The sequence below is a fragment of the Pseudomonas sp. MH9.2 genome, from assembly GCF_034353875.1.
Lineage (GTDB): Bacteria > Pseudomonadota > Gammaproteobacteria > Pseudomonadales > Pseudomonadaceae > Aquipseudomonas.
The window spans coordinates 5,153,424-5,166,375 of the sequence record NZ_CP133784.1; the positions used below are offsets into that span (position 1 = coordinate 5,153,424).

General features: G+C 57.9%; 14 protein-coding genes. 7 read left to right on the forward strand and 7 right to left on the reverse strand.

Annotated features, from left to right (window positions below; all coding sequences use genetic code 11):
- Window position 1: 1 nt before the first annotated feature.
- The gene (locus RHM55_RS23720; protein ID WP_322178588.1) at window positions 2-562 is read right to left on the reverse strand and encodes a chalcone isomerase family protein; all 561 of its coding nucleotides are present in this window, start codon (window positions 560-562) and stop codon (window positions 2-4) included.
- 141 nt (window positions 563-703) lie between these two features.
- Here RHM55_RS23720 and RHM55_RS23725 point away from each other — a divergent pair, with 141 nt between their 5' ends.
- Both RHM55_RS23725 and sthA read left to right on the forward strand, forming a co-directional pair.
- Window positions 704-1,699 (forward strand): FAD:protein FMN transferase, encoded by a 996-nt coding sequence (locus RHM55_RS23725; RefSeq protein ID WP_322178589.1) that lies wholly within the window; start codon window positions 704-706, stop codon window positions 1,697-1,699.
- Window positions 1,700-1,895: 196 nt separating this feature from the next.
- The gene (gene sthA / locus RHM55_RS23730) at window positions 1,896-3,290 is read left to right on the forward strand and encodes a Si-specific NAD(P)(+) transhydrogenase (RefSeq protein ID WP_322178590.1); all 1,395 of its coding nucleotides are present in this window, start codon (window positions 1,896-1,898) and stop codon (window positions 3,288-3,290) included.
- A gap of 42 nt (window positions 3,291-3,332) precedes the next feature.
- Here the strand turns inward: sthA and RHM55_RS23735 are convergent, their stop codons facing one another.
- Together RHM55_RS23735 and RHM55_RS23740 are read right to left on the reverse strand one after the other, a co-directional pair.
- On the reverse strand, window positions 3,333-4,055 hold the full coding sequence (locus tag RHM55_RS23735) for a glycerophosphodiester phosphodiesterase (RefSeq protein ID WP_322178591.1): 723 nt from the start codon (window positions 4,053-4,055) through the stop codon (window positions 3,333-3,335).
- A gap of 95 nt (window positions 4,056-4,150) precedes the next feature.
- Window positions 4,151-4,738 carry a PilZ domain-containing protein gene (locus RHM55_RS23740; RefSeq protein ID WP_322178592.1) on the reverse strand — a complete coding sequence of 196 codons (588 nt, stop codon included), beginning with the start codon at window positions 4,736-4,738 and terminating at the stop codon, window positions 4,151-4,153.
- A 93-nt stretch (window positions 4,739-4,831) separates the two neighbouring features.
- On the opposite strand from RHM55_RS23740, the gene RHM55_RS23745 reads away from it, so the two are divergent.
- The 3 genes from RHM55_RS23745 to RHM55_RS23755 all read left to right on the forward strand — a co-directional run bounded on the left by RHM55_RS23745 (window position 4,832) and on the right by RHM55_RS23755 (window position 8,083).
- A complete protein-coding gene (locus RHM55_RS23745) occupies window positions 4,832-6,082 on the forward strand; it encodes a lipoprotein-releasing ABC transporter permease subunit (protein ID WP_219063169.1) in 1,251 nt (416 codons plus the stop codon).
- A 7-nt stretch (window positions 6,083-6,089) separates the two neighbouring features.
- Entirely contained in the window at window positions 6,090-6,773 is a 684-nt protein-coding gene (gene lolD, locus RHM55_RS23750) for a lipoprotein-releasing ABC transporter ATP-binding protein LolD (RefSeq protein ID WP_219063168.1), read from the forward strand.
- Between the two features lie 65 nt (window positions 6,774-6,838).
- Window positions 6,839-8,083 carry a lipoprotein-releasing ABC transporter permease subunit gene (locus RHM55_RS23755; RefSeq protein WP_322178593.1) on the forward strand — a complete coding sequence of 415 codons (1,245 nt, stop codon included), beginning with the start codon at window positions 6,839-6,841 and terminating at the stop codon, window positions 8,081-8,083.
- Window positions 8,084-8,110: 27 nt separating this feature from the next.
- Here RHM55_RS23755 and RHM55_RS23760 read toward each other — a convergent pair whose 3' ends face one another.
- Together RHM55_RS23760 and RHM55_RS23765 are read right to left on the reverse strand one after the other, a co-directional pair.
- The gene (locus RHM55_RS23760; RefSeq protein ID WP_322178594.1) at window positions 8,111-9,466 is read right to left on the reverse strand and encodes a heavy metal sensor histidine kinase; all 1,356 of its coding nucleotides are present in this window, start codon (window positions 9,464-9,466) and stop codon (window positions 8,111-8,113) included.
- Window positions 9,466-10,146 carry a heavy metal response regulator transcription factor gene (locus tag RHM55_RS23765; RefSeq protein ID WP_322178595.1) on the reverse strand — a complete coding sequence of 227 codons (681 nt, stop codon included), beginning with the start codon at window positions 10,144-10,146 and terminating at the stop codon, window positions 9,466-9,468. Before RHM55_RS23765 ends, RHM55_RS23760 begins: the two co-directional genes overlap by 1 nt.
- A gap of 164 nt (window positions 10,147-10,310) precedes the next feature.
- Here RHM55_RS23765 and RHM55_RS23770 point away from each other — a divergent pair, with 164 nt between their 5' ends.
- Both RHM55_RS23770 and queF read left to right on the forward strand, forming a co-directional pair.
- Window positions 10,311-10,880 carry a cupredoxin domain-containing protein gene (locus RHM55_RS23770; protein WP_322178596.1) on the forward strand — a complete coding sequence of 190 codons (570 nt, stop codon included), beginning with the start codon at window positions 10,311-10,313 and terminating at the stop codon, window positions 10,878-10,880.
- A 61-nt stretch (window positions 10,881-10,941) separates the two neighbouring features.
- Window positions 10,942-11,772, forward strand: a complete 831-nt coding sequence (queF, locus tag RHM55_RS23775; RefSeq protein WP_322178597.1) for an NADPH-dependent 7-cyano-7-deazaguanine reductase QueF — start codon at window positions 10,942-10,944, stop codon at window positions 11,770-11,772.
- A 66-nt stretch (window positions 11,773-11,838) separates the two neighbouring features.
- Here the strand turns inward: queF and RHM55_RS23780 are convergent, their stop codons facing one another.
- Window positions 11,839-12,102, reverse strand: a complete 264-nt coding sequence (locus RHM55_RS23780) for a DUF4404 family protein (RefSeq protein ID WP_322178598.1) — start codon at window positions 12,100-12,102, stop codon at window positions 11,839-11,841.
- 121 nt (window positions 12,103-12,223) lie between these two features.
- Complete coding sequence (locus RHM55_RS23785) at window positions 12,224-12,892, reverse strand: HAD family phosphatase (protein ID WP_322178599.1); 669 nt, start codon at window positions 12,890-12,892, stop codon at window positions 12,224-12,226.
- Between the last annotated feature and the right edge of the window lie 60 nt (window positions 12,893-12,952).

Consider the following 12,952-nt stretch of genomic DNA (forward strand, 5'->3'; position numbering starts at 1 on the left):
CTCAATTCTGCGTGAGCAAGGCTTCTCGCAAGTCGTCTGAGACCCCCTGAGTCCCCAGCCAGATCGAGAAATATACCTGGGCCAATTCGCTGTCCCGGCTGCTGAAGATGACCTTGCTGTTGCATTCCATCTTCAGTCCCTGGCCAGGCTGCCAGGTCAAGGCGTACCTGTCTCCGCGACGAATACTCTGGATGCTCTGATTGATCTGATCCAGTTGTGGTTGCAGGCGGGCGAGGGTTGCGGTGTTTTGCTGGCGTTCGAGCGTAGCACTGGCGGCTTTGATCACGTCCTGACGATCAATGTCGCGAAAATAATACAATTCGAGGCGCTGCGTTTTTTGGGCGGAAACCGCCTGTTGGGCGCTGGTCGAAGGTTCAGCAAACAGGGCTGCAGCGTATACGTCGACCCATAAATACGTCAGTACCGCCTGGCTCTTGCGTTCAAGCACAGGTGAGTGGTCGCTGAGTTGCGCGGGGAAGTTTGCTTCCTTGAGGCGCTCTGCTTGATTAGCCAGTGCCAATGGACTGAATGTCAGCAGCAGGTAAATCATCAGATGTCGCATAATGGCCGCGCTTCGTTGAATGCCTACTGACAGGTTAAGTCAATTTTTGCTCGATGCCGGGCTTGCGAGGAATAAATGTGTTCCGATTGGATAGCAGAATCGCGCGCGCTCAATTGCAGCGTTTGGCTCGTCAAGTTTTGGATGCCCTTACTGCTGATGGGCTCCATGGCCGCATGCGGTTCGGGTGATGGCCTGGAACGCTTTGGCGGTCCGACCATGGGCAGTACGTATTCGGTGAAATACATCCGCGGCCCCTCCGGGCCAGACGTTGCGCACGTCCAGCCGGAGGTGGAAGCGATTCTGGCTGAAGTCGATCAGCAGATGTCGACCTACCGCAGTGATTCCGACATTGAGCGGTTCAATGGGCTGCCAGCGAACAGTTGTCAGACGATGCCCGCAGGGGTGTTGGCGTTGGTGCGGGTGGGGGAGCAATTGTCCATCGACAGCGACGGCTCATATGATCTGACGGTGGAACCCTTGCTCGATTTGTGGGGTTTTGGCCCGCAGGCCCGGGTCGAGCAAGTGCCGACGCCTGAGCAGTTGGCCGTGGTGCGCCAGCGGGTGGGGTATGGTCACTTGCATATCGACGGCGATCAGTTGTGCAAGGATGCGCCGGTGGAGGTGGACTTCAATAGCATCGCAGCCGGTTATGCGGTGGACCGCATCAGCGCGCGGATGCAGGCGTTGGGTATCGGCAGTTTTTTGGTCGAGGCGACAGGTGAACTCAAGGCGGTTGGGAAAAAAGCTGATGGTTCGCCCTGGCGTGTAGCGCTCGAAGCGCCCCGGGACGATGAGCGGGTCGTCGAAAAAACCATCGAACTCGATGGTTATGGCGTCTCCACCTCTGGCGACTACCGTAACTATTTCGAACAGGATGGGCACCGTTACTCCCATACCCTTGATGCGTTGACCGGTGCGCCCATTGATCATGCGCTGGCATCGGTCACCGTTATTGATCACTCGACGTTGATGGCTGATGGTTTATCCACTCTGCTGCTGATTCTCGGACCGGAACGGGGTTGGGCTTTTGCAGAGCAGCATAAAATTGCCGCTTTTTTTGTGATTCGTGTCGACAAGCGTTTTATCATCCGCAGCAATCCGGAGTTTGACAGGCTGTTTGCCGGGAAATCGCAGTAGTCCGACAGCGATTTATCACCCAGGCGTGTGATGTAGTGCAGACAGTATTAGCCTACGACGCGACCAAGGGTTAATGTTCGCCGCTTGCGCGCTTGGTTAGACTGCGCACCAGTTTCGATCCTTCATGCCGCTGGCCGCGGCATGATTTAGCCAGAGACGCCAGAGTGGTGCCTCGGCCTGTTCTAAAGGAGTACGCATGGCTGTCTACAACTACGACGTAGTAGTGCTGGGTTCAGGCCCGGCGGGAGAAGGCGCGGCAATGAACGCCGCTAAAGCAGGACGCAAAGTAGCGATGGTCGATAGCCGTCGTCAGGTCGGCGGCAACTGCACTCACCTTGGCACCATCCCGTCCAAGGCGCTGCGTCACTCGGTCAAGCAAATCATCCACTTCAACACCAACCCTATGTTCAGGGCCATTGGTGAGCCGCGCTGGTTCTCGTTCCCGGACGTACTTAAAAACGCTGAAAAAGTCATCGCCAAGCAAGTGACATCGCGTACCGGCTATTACGCCCGTAACCGTGTCGACGTGTTTTTAGGCACGGGCAGTTTTGCCGATGAGCACAGCATCGACGTGGTGTGCCCCAACGGTACGCTGGAAAAGTTGGTGGCCAATCAGATCATCATCGCCACCGGCTCGCGTCCCTATCGCCCGGTCGATATCGATTTCACCCACCAACGAATTTATGACAGCGACACCATCCTCAGCCTCGGGCATACCCCGCGCAAGCTGATCATCTACGGTGCCGGTGTTATCGGTTGCGAATACGCCTCGATCTTCAGCGGTCTTGGGGTGATGGTCGAACTGGTGGACAACCGTGAGCAACTGCTGAGCTTCCTTGATTCGGAAATCTCTCAGGCGTTGAGCTATCACTTCAGCAACAACAACGTAATGGTTCGCCACAACGAAGATTACGAGAAGGTCGAAGGCCTGGATCATGGTGTGATCCTGCACCTCAAGTCCGGTAAAAAGATCAAGGCCGACGCCTTGCTCTGGTGTAACGGCCGGACCGGCAACACCGACAAACTCGGGTTGGAAAACGTCGGGATCAAGGCCAACAGCCGTGGTCAGATTGAAGTCGACGAGAGCTACCGCACCAGCGTACCGACCATCTATGGTGCGGGCGATGTGATCGGTTGGCCTAGCCTGGCCAGTGCGGCTTATGACCAGGGTCGTTCAGCGGCGGGCAGTCTCGTCGACAATGGCAGCTGGCGTTTCGTCAACGATGTACCAACCGGGATCTACACCATTCCGGAGATCAGTTCGATCGGCAAGAATGAACACGAACTGACCCAGGCGAAAATACCGTACGAAGTTGGCAAGGCGTTCTTCAAGGGCATGGCCCGGGCGCAGATCTCCGGCGAGCCGGTCGGCATGCTGAAGATCCTGTTCCATCGCGAGACGCTGCAAGTGCTGGGCGTGCATTGCTTTGGTGACCAGGCGTCAGAGATCGTGCATATCGGTCAGGCAATCATGAACCAGCCGGGTGAGGCCAATACCCTCAAGTACTTCGTCAACACCACCTTTAACTACCCGACCATGGCAGAAGCTTATCGGGTAGCTGCTTACGATGGCCTCAACCGGCTTTTTTGAGCGGCTCCGGCCGGTGGCCTGAGCCGGCCGGGGAGACCGATTTCAGCAATTCCCGAGAGTGGCAGTGGCCAAACCGGGAAAGTCTGTAATCAGGCTATCTACGCCGAAGTCGGCGAGCCTGCGCATCAGCGCGGGTTCGTTGACGGTCCAAACAGATACGTGCAATCCCTGACGCTGGGCTTTCTGCAAGCGCTCGGGGGTGCACAGTGTCCAGTTCAACGCCAGAATCTTGCAGTCATAACTTTGCGCGACCTTCAGTGGGTCGAGCCAGGCGTATTCAGCCACCAGTCCGCGTGACAGGTCGGGTGTCAGGTCCAGCGCTGCGCGCAATACTTCCCGCGAACTCGACGTAACGGTGACCTTGTCCAGCAAGCCGTGACGCTGGGCCAACTCCCGAATTGCCAGCACGGTGGTCGCAGCGCGTGTGCGTGATGCGCTTTTGACTTCCAGTTGCCAATGATCGAAGGCGCATTGCTCGAACAATTCCTCCAAGCGTGGGATCGGGCAGGGATGAATCCAGCCGGGGCCGCCTTTGCGCGCATCAAAAGTCACCAAGTCAGCAGCGTCTTGCTCAATGACTTTGCCGCGCCGATCCGTGGTGCGTTTTAGCGTCGGGTCATGGATTACCATCAATTCGCCATCACGGGACAGGTGCAGATCCAACTCGCAGCGGCGAACGCCGTGCTTGAGGCATTCCTGGAAGCTGGTCAGGGTGTTTTCCGGTGCTTCGCCTTTAGCGCCGCGGTGGCCGTAAATAAGGGTCACGTTTACTCCTTGTGGGTTTTTGCGCTGCTTATTGCCTAAGCGTCTTCGTTACCTGGGTTCGGATGTTTTCACGGGATAGCCGAATTTGTCAGGTATCAAGTCTCTGAGCCATTGTTTTGCTCTCGCGCCAGGCGGCGTTGCTGGGATTGTCGTTGCAAAATATAACGGGCGAGCAGCTGTCGCTGGGCATCCGGCAGGTCCTCGAACTCAGTGCCGATTTCGAAATTTCCGATTTCGCGAGCGTCGCAGTGCGTGACCTTGGCGTTCATCATCAAGCCCAGTGCTTGTGGCATCAGCACCATCTTGATGGACAGTTTTGTGCCTGTGGGAATCGGCAGTGGATGATGAAACAGCACGCCGCCTTCGGAGAGAATCACCAGCTGTGGCTCGCCGATCTTGCCCAGGACGGTGTGTGCCACGACTTGGCCGAGCAAATCGATACGCTTGTTCAGGGCCTTTAGATAACTGCCTAGCGCGCGGTCGTGATCGCCTAACTGGCGTAGCAGATGTTGAGACTCGAACTCGCTGATGTGCAGCTCGCTGAGCAGGTTGAACAGCGTGGACGTGTCCTGCGCTGGCGCCTGATGGGGCGCGTGAGTGTCGGACAAGTGGTTAATTTCCAGTGCGATCGTGTCCTCGATACGGTAGTATTCGCGGCGATCTTCTTCATTTAATGTCGACATGGCGAACCCATGGTAGCGGCGGTGTTCTGAGTGTAAAGCTGCTCGCTGAGCCCCGCCACAAGGACGTTCCCTTTCCTCCGAACAAGCCCCGACATGTTCAGACCTCTTTTTGTATTTATTGGCACGCGTTATACCCGTGCAAAACGCCGCAATCACTTTGTCTCCTTCATTTCCCTGACGTCGATGATCGGCCTCGCCCTTGGCGTCGTCGTGATGATCGTCGTGTTATCGGTCATGAATGGTTTCGATCATGAGATGCGCACCCGTGTGCTGGGCATGGTGCCCCACGCGACCATCGAGTCCGATCAGCCGATCAGTGACTGGCAAAGCCTGGGCGACAAGGTCAAGGCGAACCCCAAGGTTGTCGCGGTTGCGCCGTTTACCCAGATGCAGGGTTTGCTGACCAGCAACGGTCAGGTGCAGAAGGTGCTGCTCAACGCGATTGATCCGGCGCAGGAGCGCAAGGTTTCGATCATCGATAACTTCATGCTGAAGGGGCGTCTGGATGATCTGGCACCCGGTAGCTTTGGGATCGTTATCGGCGACAAGGCCGCCACGAAACTGGGTGTAGGCCTCGGTGACAAACTGACCTTCGTCGCTCCGGAAGTGACGGTCACCCCCGCCGGAATATTTCCGCGGATGAAGCGCTTTACCGTCGTCGGCATCTTTCACGTCGGCGCTGGCGAGCTGGACGGCTACCTCGGCCTGACCAATCTTACCGATCTGGCGCGTCTGCATCGCTGGAAACCGGATCAGGTGCAAGGGCTGCGTCTGAAGTTCGACGACCTGTTCGAGGCGCCCCGGGTGTCATGGGAAATCGCGCAGACGTTGGGTGATCATAATTTCTATGCCCGTGACTGGACCCGGACCCAAGGCAATCTGTATCAGGCGATCCGTATGGAAAAAGCCATGATCGGCTTGCTGTTGTTACTGATCGTTGCGGTCGCTGCCTTCAATATCATTTCCACGTTGGTGATGGTGGTCAACGACAAGAAGGGCGATATCGCGATCCTGCGGACCCTGGGCGCTACACCTGGGCAGATCATGGCTATCTTTATGGTGCAGGGCACTGTCATCGGTGTGGTCGGGACGCTGATCGGTGCCGTGGTGGGGATTTTCGCCGCGCTCAACGTCAGCGCTGCGATCTCCGCGCTGGAAGGTTTGCTCGGGCACAAGTTTCTCAATGCGGACGTCTACTTCATCGACTACCTGCCGTCGCAATTGATGGCCGAAGACGTACTGCTGGTCTGCGGTGCTGCATTGATTCTGAGTTTTCTCGCCACCCTGTATCCAGCCTGGCGTGCTGCGCGCACCCAGCCTGCGGAGGCGCTACGTTATGAGTGAGTCGGGCATGAGTGATAAAGCAGTACTGAGTTGCCGCAATCTGGGCAAATCCTACGAGGAAGGCCCAGAATCGGTGGTGGTCCTTTCGGGCTTGCAACTGGAGTTGCACCCCGGCGAGCGCGTCGCCATTGTCGGCAGTTCGGGTTCCGGTAAAAGTACCTTGCTCAATCTGCTTGGCGGTCTGGATACGCCTTCGCAAGGCAGCGTGTGGCTGGCGGGTGAAGAATTGTCGGCGTTGGGCGAAAAAGCCCGGGGTCTGTTGCGTAACCGGGCGCTGGGGTTTGTGTATCAATTCCACCATCTGTTGCCTGAGTTCACCGCTCTGGAGAACGTCTGCATGCCGCTGTTGATCGGCCGGACGGCGATCCCGGAAGCCCGTCAGCGTGCCACCGAGTTGCTGCAGCGGGTAGGGCTGGGGCATCGCCTGGCGCATAAGCCATCGGAATTGTCTGGCGGCGAGCGTCAGCGCGTGGCGATTGCCCGGGCGCTGGTCAACCGGCCGGGACTGGTGATGCTCGACGAACCTACCGGTAACCTCGATCATCACACGGCGCAGGGCATTCAGGATTTGATGCTGGAGCTCAGTACCTCATCGCAAACGGCGTTTCTGGTCGTGACCCACGACATGGCTCTGGCCCGGCAGATGGATCGGGTGTTGCGTCTAGAAGATGGTCATTTGGTCGCTGATTGATTCAATCAACCCGGCGCCGGTTGTCACAGCGTCGGGGTTTTCATTTTTTCTACGGTGCTCCGCGAATGTTCAGACCGTTATCAATTTTTATTGGCGCGCGCTATACCCGCGCCAAGCGCCGTAATCACTTTATTTCGTTTATTTCGATGACCTCGATGATTGGCCTCGCGCTGGGCGTGTTGGCGATGATCGTGGTGCTGTCGGTGATGAATGGTTTTCAGCGTGAAATGAGTTCGCGGATTCTGGGCATGGTGCCCCACGCCGTTATCGCTGGCGTAACGCCGCTTGACGACTGGAAGCCCGCAGCCGCTGCGGCGATGAAGAACCCCGAGGTGACCGCTGCCGTTCCGTTCACTGAAATGGAGGGCATGTTCTCCTATAAGGGTTCGATGCAGCCGATCCAGATCAGCGGCGTTGACCCCGCGCTGGAGCACAAGGTTTCGATTGTTGCTCAGCACATCACTCAAGGGCGCCTGGAAGACCTCAAGGCTGGCGAATTCGGTGTGGTGGTCGGTGAGATCACCGCTCGACGTTTTCGCCTGAACGTCGGCGACAAGCTGACCCTGATCGTCCCGGAAGCCAGTAACGCGCCCGGCGGCATTACCCCGCGCCTGCAGCGGCTGACGGTGGTCGGCGTGTTCAAGGTGGGTGCCGAACTGGACGGTTCCATGGCTCTGATCAACGTCGCCGACGCTGCGCAAATGCAGCGCTGGCAGCCTGATCAAGTGCAAGGCGTACGTCTGGCGCTGAAGGATCTGTACACCGCGCCGCAAGTCTCGGCTGCCATTGTTGCCGGCCTCGGTGCTGATTACCGCGCCGATGACTGGACTCACACTCAGGGCAGCCTGTTCAGTGCGATGAAAATGGAAAAAACCATGATCGGCCTGCTGCTGTTGATGATTGTCGCGGTGGCGGCGTTCAACATCATTGCCACCTTGATCATGGTGGTTAACGACAAAGGTGCTGACATCGCCATCTTGCGCACCATTGGTGCCACGCCAGGGCAGATCATGATGATTTTCATGGTTCAAGGCACAGTCATCGGGATCGTCGGTACCCTTATCGGCGGCGTTCTCGGTGTGATCGCGGCGTTCAATGTCAGCGAGATGGTGGGTTGGCTGGAGCGCGTCACGGGGCAGCACATCTTCAGTTCCGATGTGTACTTCGTCAACAATCTGCCATCCCAGCTGCAGTGGGCAGACGTTGCGCTGATCTGCAGCGCCGGGTTTATCCTGAGTTTTCTCGCGACGCTCTACCCAGCCTGGCGTGCGGCACAGATTCAGCCGGCGTATGCGCTGCGTTACGAGTGATTGCTGTGCAGTGATTCACGCTTGAACTCAAGCCGGCAACTCAATCACAAAGCGCGTCCAGTCGTCCGCCGATTCGCAGCGAATCTGTCCGCCGTGGGCGCGGATGATTGACTGAGTGATCGCCAGCCCCAATCCCGCGTGCTCACTGCTGCCTTCGCTGCGTGCAGGGTCCGCACGAAAAAACCGATCGAACACATGGGGTAACGCTCGTGCCGGAATAGTTGCGCCGTTGTTTTCGATGCTCAGTTGCACCCCTTGATCCGAGTGGGATATGCGCATTGCGACCTGTCCGCCCGCCGGGGTGAAGCGCAGCGCGTTGTCCAGTAGGTTGGAGATAGCGCGGCGCAGCATGTTGCGATCACCGGCCAGTGTGGCGTTGCCTTCGCGTGACAGCCGCACCTGTGCGTCCTCGGCCAAGGGTGCGAAGAACTCCAGCACTGCGTCCGCTTCGTCTTCCAGTTGCAGGGTTTCCCGCATCGGGTTGAGCAAACCGTGTTCGGCCTTGGCCAGATACAGCATGTCGTTGATCATCTGCGCCATCCATTGCAGCTCCTCAAGATTACCGAGCAAGGCTTCGCGATAATCTTCGGTCGAGCGCGGGCGGGTGAGGGTGACTTGGGTGTGGGTCAGCAGGTTGGACAGCGGTGTGCGCAGCTCATGGGCGATGTCCGCAGAGAATGCCGAGAGCCGCTGAAAGGCGTCGTCGAGGCGCCCAAGCATGGCGTTGAAGGCGTGCGTCAGTTCCGCCAGTTCAGCGGGCATTTCCGTCTGCGGCAGCCGTGTGGTCAGCGAACTGGCTGAGACGCTGGCGGCGATTTCGCTCATCTGTCTGAGTGGGCGCAGGCCACTGCGTGCTGCCCATGCGCCCAGCAGTGCGGTGGCCAGAGCGGAAAAACCGACCGTGAGCCAGATCAAGTGCTGCATGCGCTGAAGAAAGTGTTGGTGATGAGTCACGTCCAGCAACAGCGTCAGCTGCGGTGAATTAACGGCCTCTGGCTCCAGCAAGGCGTGATACGTTCGATACTCAGTCTCTGCGCTGTGCAAGGTGTGCAGGCCGTGCGGAACGGACAATGTTGCCGGGAGCGTCGGCAGGCTGTCGAACCAGATGCCTCCGTCACTGCCGCTGATACGCAGCGCCAAGTCAGGCTGACGGCCGAGTTCGCTTTGCAGCGCCGCTTGTCGACCGATGAGATCGGTTTGGCTTGCAACACCCTTCAATACCGAGCGAAATGTCTGCAACTTGCTGTCGAGTGATTGTTGGTCCAGCTCGATGAAGTGTGCTTCGCTGGCTCGATTGAACAGTACGCCCGCGGTCAACGAAACCACGGCAGTGCAGGCTGCGAACAGCAGTGCCAAACGACTGCTGAGGGACAGGCGAGCCATCACAGGGGGCGCTCTTCAAGGACATAGCCCATGCCGCGCACGGTATGGATCAGTTTGTTTGGGTAATCATCATCGACCTTCAAGCGCAAGCGGCGGATGGCGACTTCGATCACGTTGGTGTCGCTGTCGAAATTCATGTCCCAGACCTGTGATGCGATCAGCGATTTAGGTAGCACTTCACCCTGGCGCCGCAACAGCAGTTCCAGCAGCGAAAACTCCTTGGCCGTCAGGTCGATGCGGTGTCCATTGCGCTCGACACGTCGACGCAGCAGGTCAAGGCGCAAATCCGCCAGTTGCAGATGGGTTTCCTGCGCGACGCTGCTGCCACGACGAAGCAGGCTGCGGACCCGGGCGAGCAGTTCAGAGAAGGCGAAGGGTTTGACCAGGTAATCATCTGCACCCAGCTCAAGGCCTCGAACCCGATCCTCCACTGCATCACGGGCTGTGAGAAATAGCACAGGCGTCTCCAGTCCGGCGCTGCGCACGGCCTGGAGTATCTGCCAGCCGTCGCGGCCGGGCAGCATCACATCCAGGATCAGCAGCGCGTAGTCGCCGCTCAACGCCAAGTGCTGTCCCGTGGTGCCATCGGCCACCAGTTCGGTGATGAAACCGGCCTCGTTCAGGCCTTGGCGCAGGTAATGGCCGGTTTTCGGTTGATCTTCGACGATTAGTAATTTCATGGGCGACTCGTGGCGACGGCGGAGGAGCTTATGCAGCGGTACTTTATAACGCGAATGGCAGATCCAAGGCCGAAGCTGACAAAGTTGTAATCTCCCGGTCAGCTAACTGCCAGCGCTGCCTCTCTACAGTAGGGTGATTGATTGTCGCTTATTTGGAGAAGTCTATGGTTTCGCTTGTTCGTATTGCCGTGGTCGCGGGGCTGCTGGGGTTGAGCCTGCCGCTAATGGCTTCGTCTGCCCATACACTGAACTTCGGTCACGCTGCTCCGGCGGCTCAGGCTACTCGCACGGTCGAGTTGACCTTGGGCGATATGTTTTTCCAGGACAAGGCTATTCAGGTCAAAGCGGGTGAGACGGTGCGCTTCGTCCTCGTCAACAAGGGGCAGTTGCTGCACGAGTTCAACCTTGGCGACGCGGCCATGCACGCGGAACATCAGAAGGAAATGCTCGCGATGCAGCAAGGCGGCATGCTCTCGCCGACGGGTATGAGTCATGAGGCAATGAGCCATGAGGCAATGGATCACGGCAGTATGGGTCATGACAGCATGATGCAAGGTGCAATGAATAATGATAAACCCATGAAACACGACGCCCCCAACAGCGTGCTGGTTGAGCCGGGCAAAACCGCCGAATTGACCTGGACCTTCAGCAAGGCCAGCAACCTGGAATTTGCCTGCAACATTCCCGGGCATTATCAGGCGGGTATGGTCGGCAAGATCAACGTCGTCGACTAGGCGCTGAAAGCTGCGGGCAAACCCTATAAACTTGCGGGGATTATTTAGCCAGGTCCCCGCCATGCATCCCGCAGCCGAACATTCGCCGCTGGGCAAGTCCAGTGAATACATTGCTACCTACACGCCGTCCCTGCTGTTCCCGATCCCGCGCGCGGCGAAATGGGCCGAGCTTGGGCTCACAGCTGAAACGCTGCCCTATCAAGGTGTCGACTTCTGGAACTGTTTCGAGTTGTCCTGGTTGCTGCCGTCGGGCAAGCCGGTGGTAGCTATTGGTGAATTCACCATCCCGGCAGACTCGCCGAATATTATTGAGTCTAAATCTTTCAAGCTCTACCTTAACTCGCTGAACCAGACCGAGTTCCCGGATCGCGCCAGCCTGGTCTCGACGTTGCAGGCGGATCTGTCTGCCGCCGCTGGCAAGCCGGTGGGCGTACGCATTCGCAGCCTGAGTGACGTTGAAGCAGAGGGTGTCGCGGCATTGCCGGGCGTTTGCATCGATGAGCTGGACGTGAGCATCAACAGCTATGAAACGCCGCGCCCAGAGCTGCTGCGTTGCGATGAATCGCGGGTGATCGAAGAAAGCCTGCACAGCCATCTGCTCAAGTCTAATTGTCCGGTCACTAGCCAACCTGACTGGGGTAGCGTTGCTGTGGAATATCGCGGTTCCGCTCTGGATCACGCCAGTTTGTTGGCCTATATCGTCAGCTTTCGTCAGCACTCCGATTTTCACGAGCAATGCGTCGAGCGGATTTTTCTCGATCTGCAACGCTTGCTCAAGCCAGAGAAGTTAACGGTCTACGCACGTTACGTGCGACGCGGCGGGTTGGACATCAACCCTTATCGCAGTACCGAGGCGATCAGTCTGGAAAACCGCAGGCTGGCACGTCAGTAAACGAAAAAACCCGTCTAAATCAGACGGGTTTTTGTGGTGCGTAACCGATGTGTTTCGCGGGTGGGCTTAAATCCCGATATTACCCAAGGTCTGAACAATGCTACGCAATGTTCCGGCAATGGCTGGATGTTCCAGCTCAAAGCGTTCGACGGCAAGATTGACGTTGTCAGCCAAGCTCGAATCCTGAGTCACGGTTTCCAGTTGCAGCTCCAGTTCGATCTTCTGCATCAGATCATGCAGGTGCTCGCGTTCCGATTCGGACAGCGGCGGGTTCTGCTCCAGTTGCTCGCGCAGGGTATTGAGTTGTTCTTGCAGTTCGCGGGCAGGCATAGCGTGCTCCCTTTATGGATAGTCTCTGGCATGGACCTTAGCGCTGAGCTAAAGGTCCTTGATAAGTATAAGACTAATCCACTCCGAAGCTGCATGCATGATCTTGATCAACGGGTCGCGATCAGGGTTTCTCACCCTTGGTGCGGCGCAAGCTGATATCGGCGAGGCAGGAAGCGAGTTCCCCAAGGTGATCGATCACTGAATGCACACCAAGGCCATACAGTTGTAGGGTCGCTTGGCCGCGTCGGTATTCGCGTTCAGTACTGTTCAGCGCTCGCCATTCACTAGGCGACAATCCGCAGAGGGGGCCGCAAGATGCCAGGCCGACGGTCCAGAGTCCGGCATTGAGCCCGGACTGCAGCAGGCGTGGTTCACCGCTGACGAGCACGCAGCCATCGAGTTGTTTCACCTTCAAGGCCATTAACGCCTGCCAGCAGGCATCGGGTGCGGGCCAGGCTGCGCAGGAGGGAGTGGCATGATCGGCCGGTTGAACCCATTCCAGCAGTGGCGCCGCCAAGCGCTGGCTGACCGTGGAGGGGAGATCATCCAGCCATACGCAAGGTACGCCTTGTCGGCTTAGAGTTTGCAGAATATCCAGAGCGCCCGGTGTGACGCGGGCCTGCTCGCTCATCTCGAATTGAATATCCTGCGGCTGTGCGTCGAGTGCGTTTCGGGCCGACACCGCTCGGGCGCGAGCACCAAAGTCGACCAGGCAGCCACTGAGGCCAAAGAGCAGGGCAGTGAAGGTCGGCGAAGGAGAGGGGGCTGGTGTGGCGCGTGGCGCAGGCATGGTGACGTCCCTGAAGTATCCTCACACGCTACGGGTGATAGATGACAGTCGCATGACGAC

Coding starts and splice junctions, on each gene's coding strand:
- RHM55_RS23765 (WP_322178595.1), bottom strand. CDS start 10,146: ATGAAATTACTAATCGTCGAAGATCAACCGAAAACCGGCCATTACCTG.
- RHM55_RS23760 (WP_322178594.1), bottom strand. CDS start 9,466: ATGGCTCGCCTGTCCCTCAGCAGTCGTTTGGCACTGCTGTTCGCAGCC.
- RHM55_RS23725 (WP_322178589.1), top strand. CDS start 704: ATGCCCTTACTGCTGATGGGCTCCATGGCCGCATGCGGTTCGGGTGAT.
- RHM55_RS23780 (WP_322178598.1), bottom strand. CDS start 12,102: ATGCCTGCCCGCGAACTGCAAGAACAACTCAATACCCTGCGCGAGCAA.
- RHM55_RS23745 (WP_219063169.1), top strand. CDS start 4,832: ATGTTCAGACCTCTTTTTGTATTTATTGGCACGCGTTATACCCGTGCA.
- RHM55_RS23770 (WP_322178596.1), top strand. CDS start 10,311: ATGGTTTCGCTTGTTCGTATTGCCGTGGTCGCGGGGCTGCTGGGGTTG.
- RHM55_RS23720 (WP_322178588.1), bottom strand. CDS start 562: ATGCGACATCTGATGATTTACCTGCTGCTGACATTCAGTCCATTGGCA.
- RHM55_RS23755 (WP_322178593.1), top strand. CDS start 6,839: ATGTTCAGACCGTTATCAATTTTTATTGGCGCGCGCTATACCCGCGCC.
- RHM55_RS23785 (WP_322178599.1), bottom strand. CDS start 12,892: ATGCCTGCGCCACGCGCCACACCAGCCCCCTCTCCTTCGCCGACCTTC.
- sthA (WP_322178590.1), top strand. CDS start 1,896: ATGGCTGTCTACAACTACGACGTAGTAGTGCTGGGTTCAGGCCCGGCG.
- lolD (WP_219063168.1), top strand. CDS start 6,090: ATGAGTGATAAAGCAGTACTGAGTTGCCGCAATCTGGGCAAATCCTAC.
- RHM55_RS23740 (WP_322178592.1), bottom strand. CDS start 4,738: ATGTCGACATTAAATGAAGAAGATCGCCGCGAATACTACCGTATCGAG.
- queF (WP_322178597.1), top strand. CDS start 10,942: ATGCATCCCGCAGCCGAACATTCGCCGCTGGGCAAGTCCAGTGAATAC.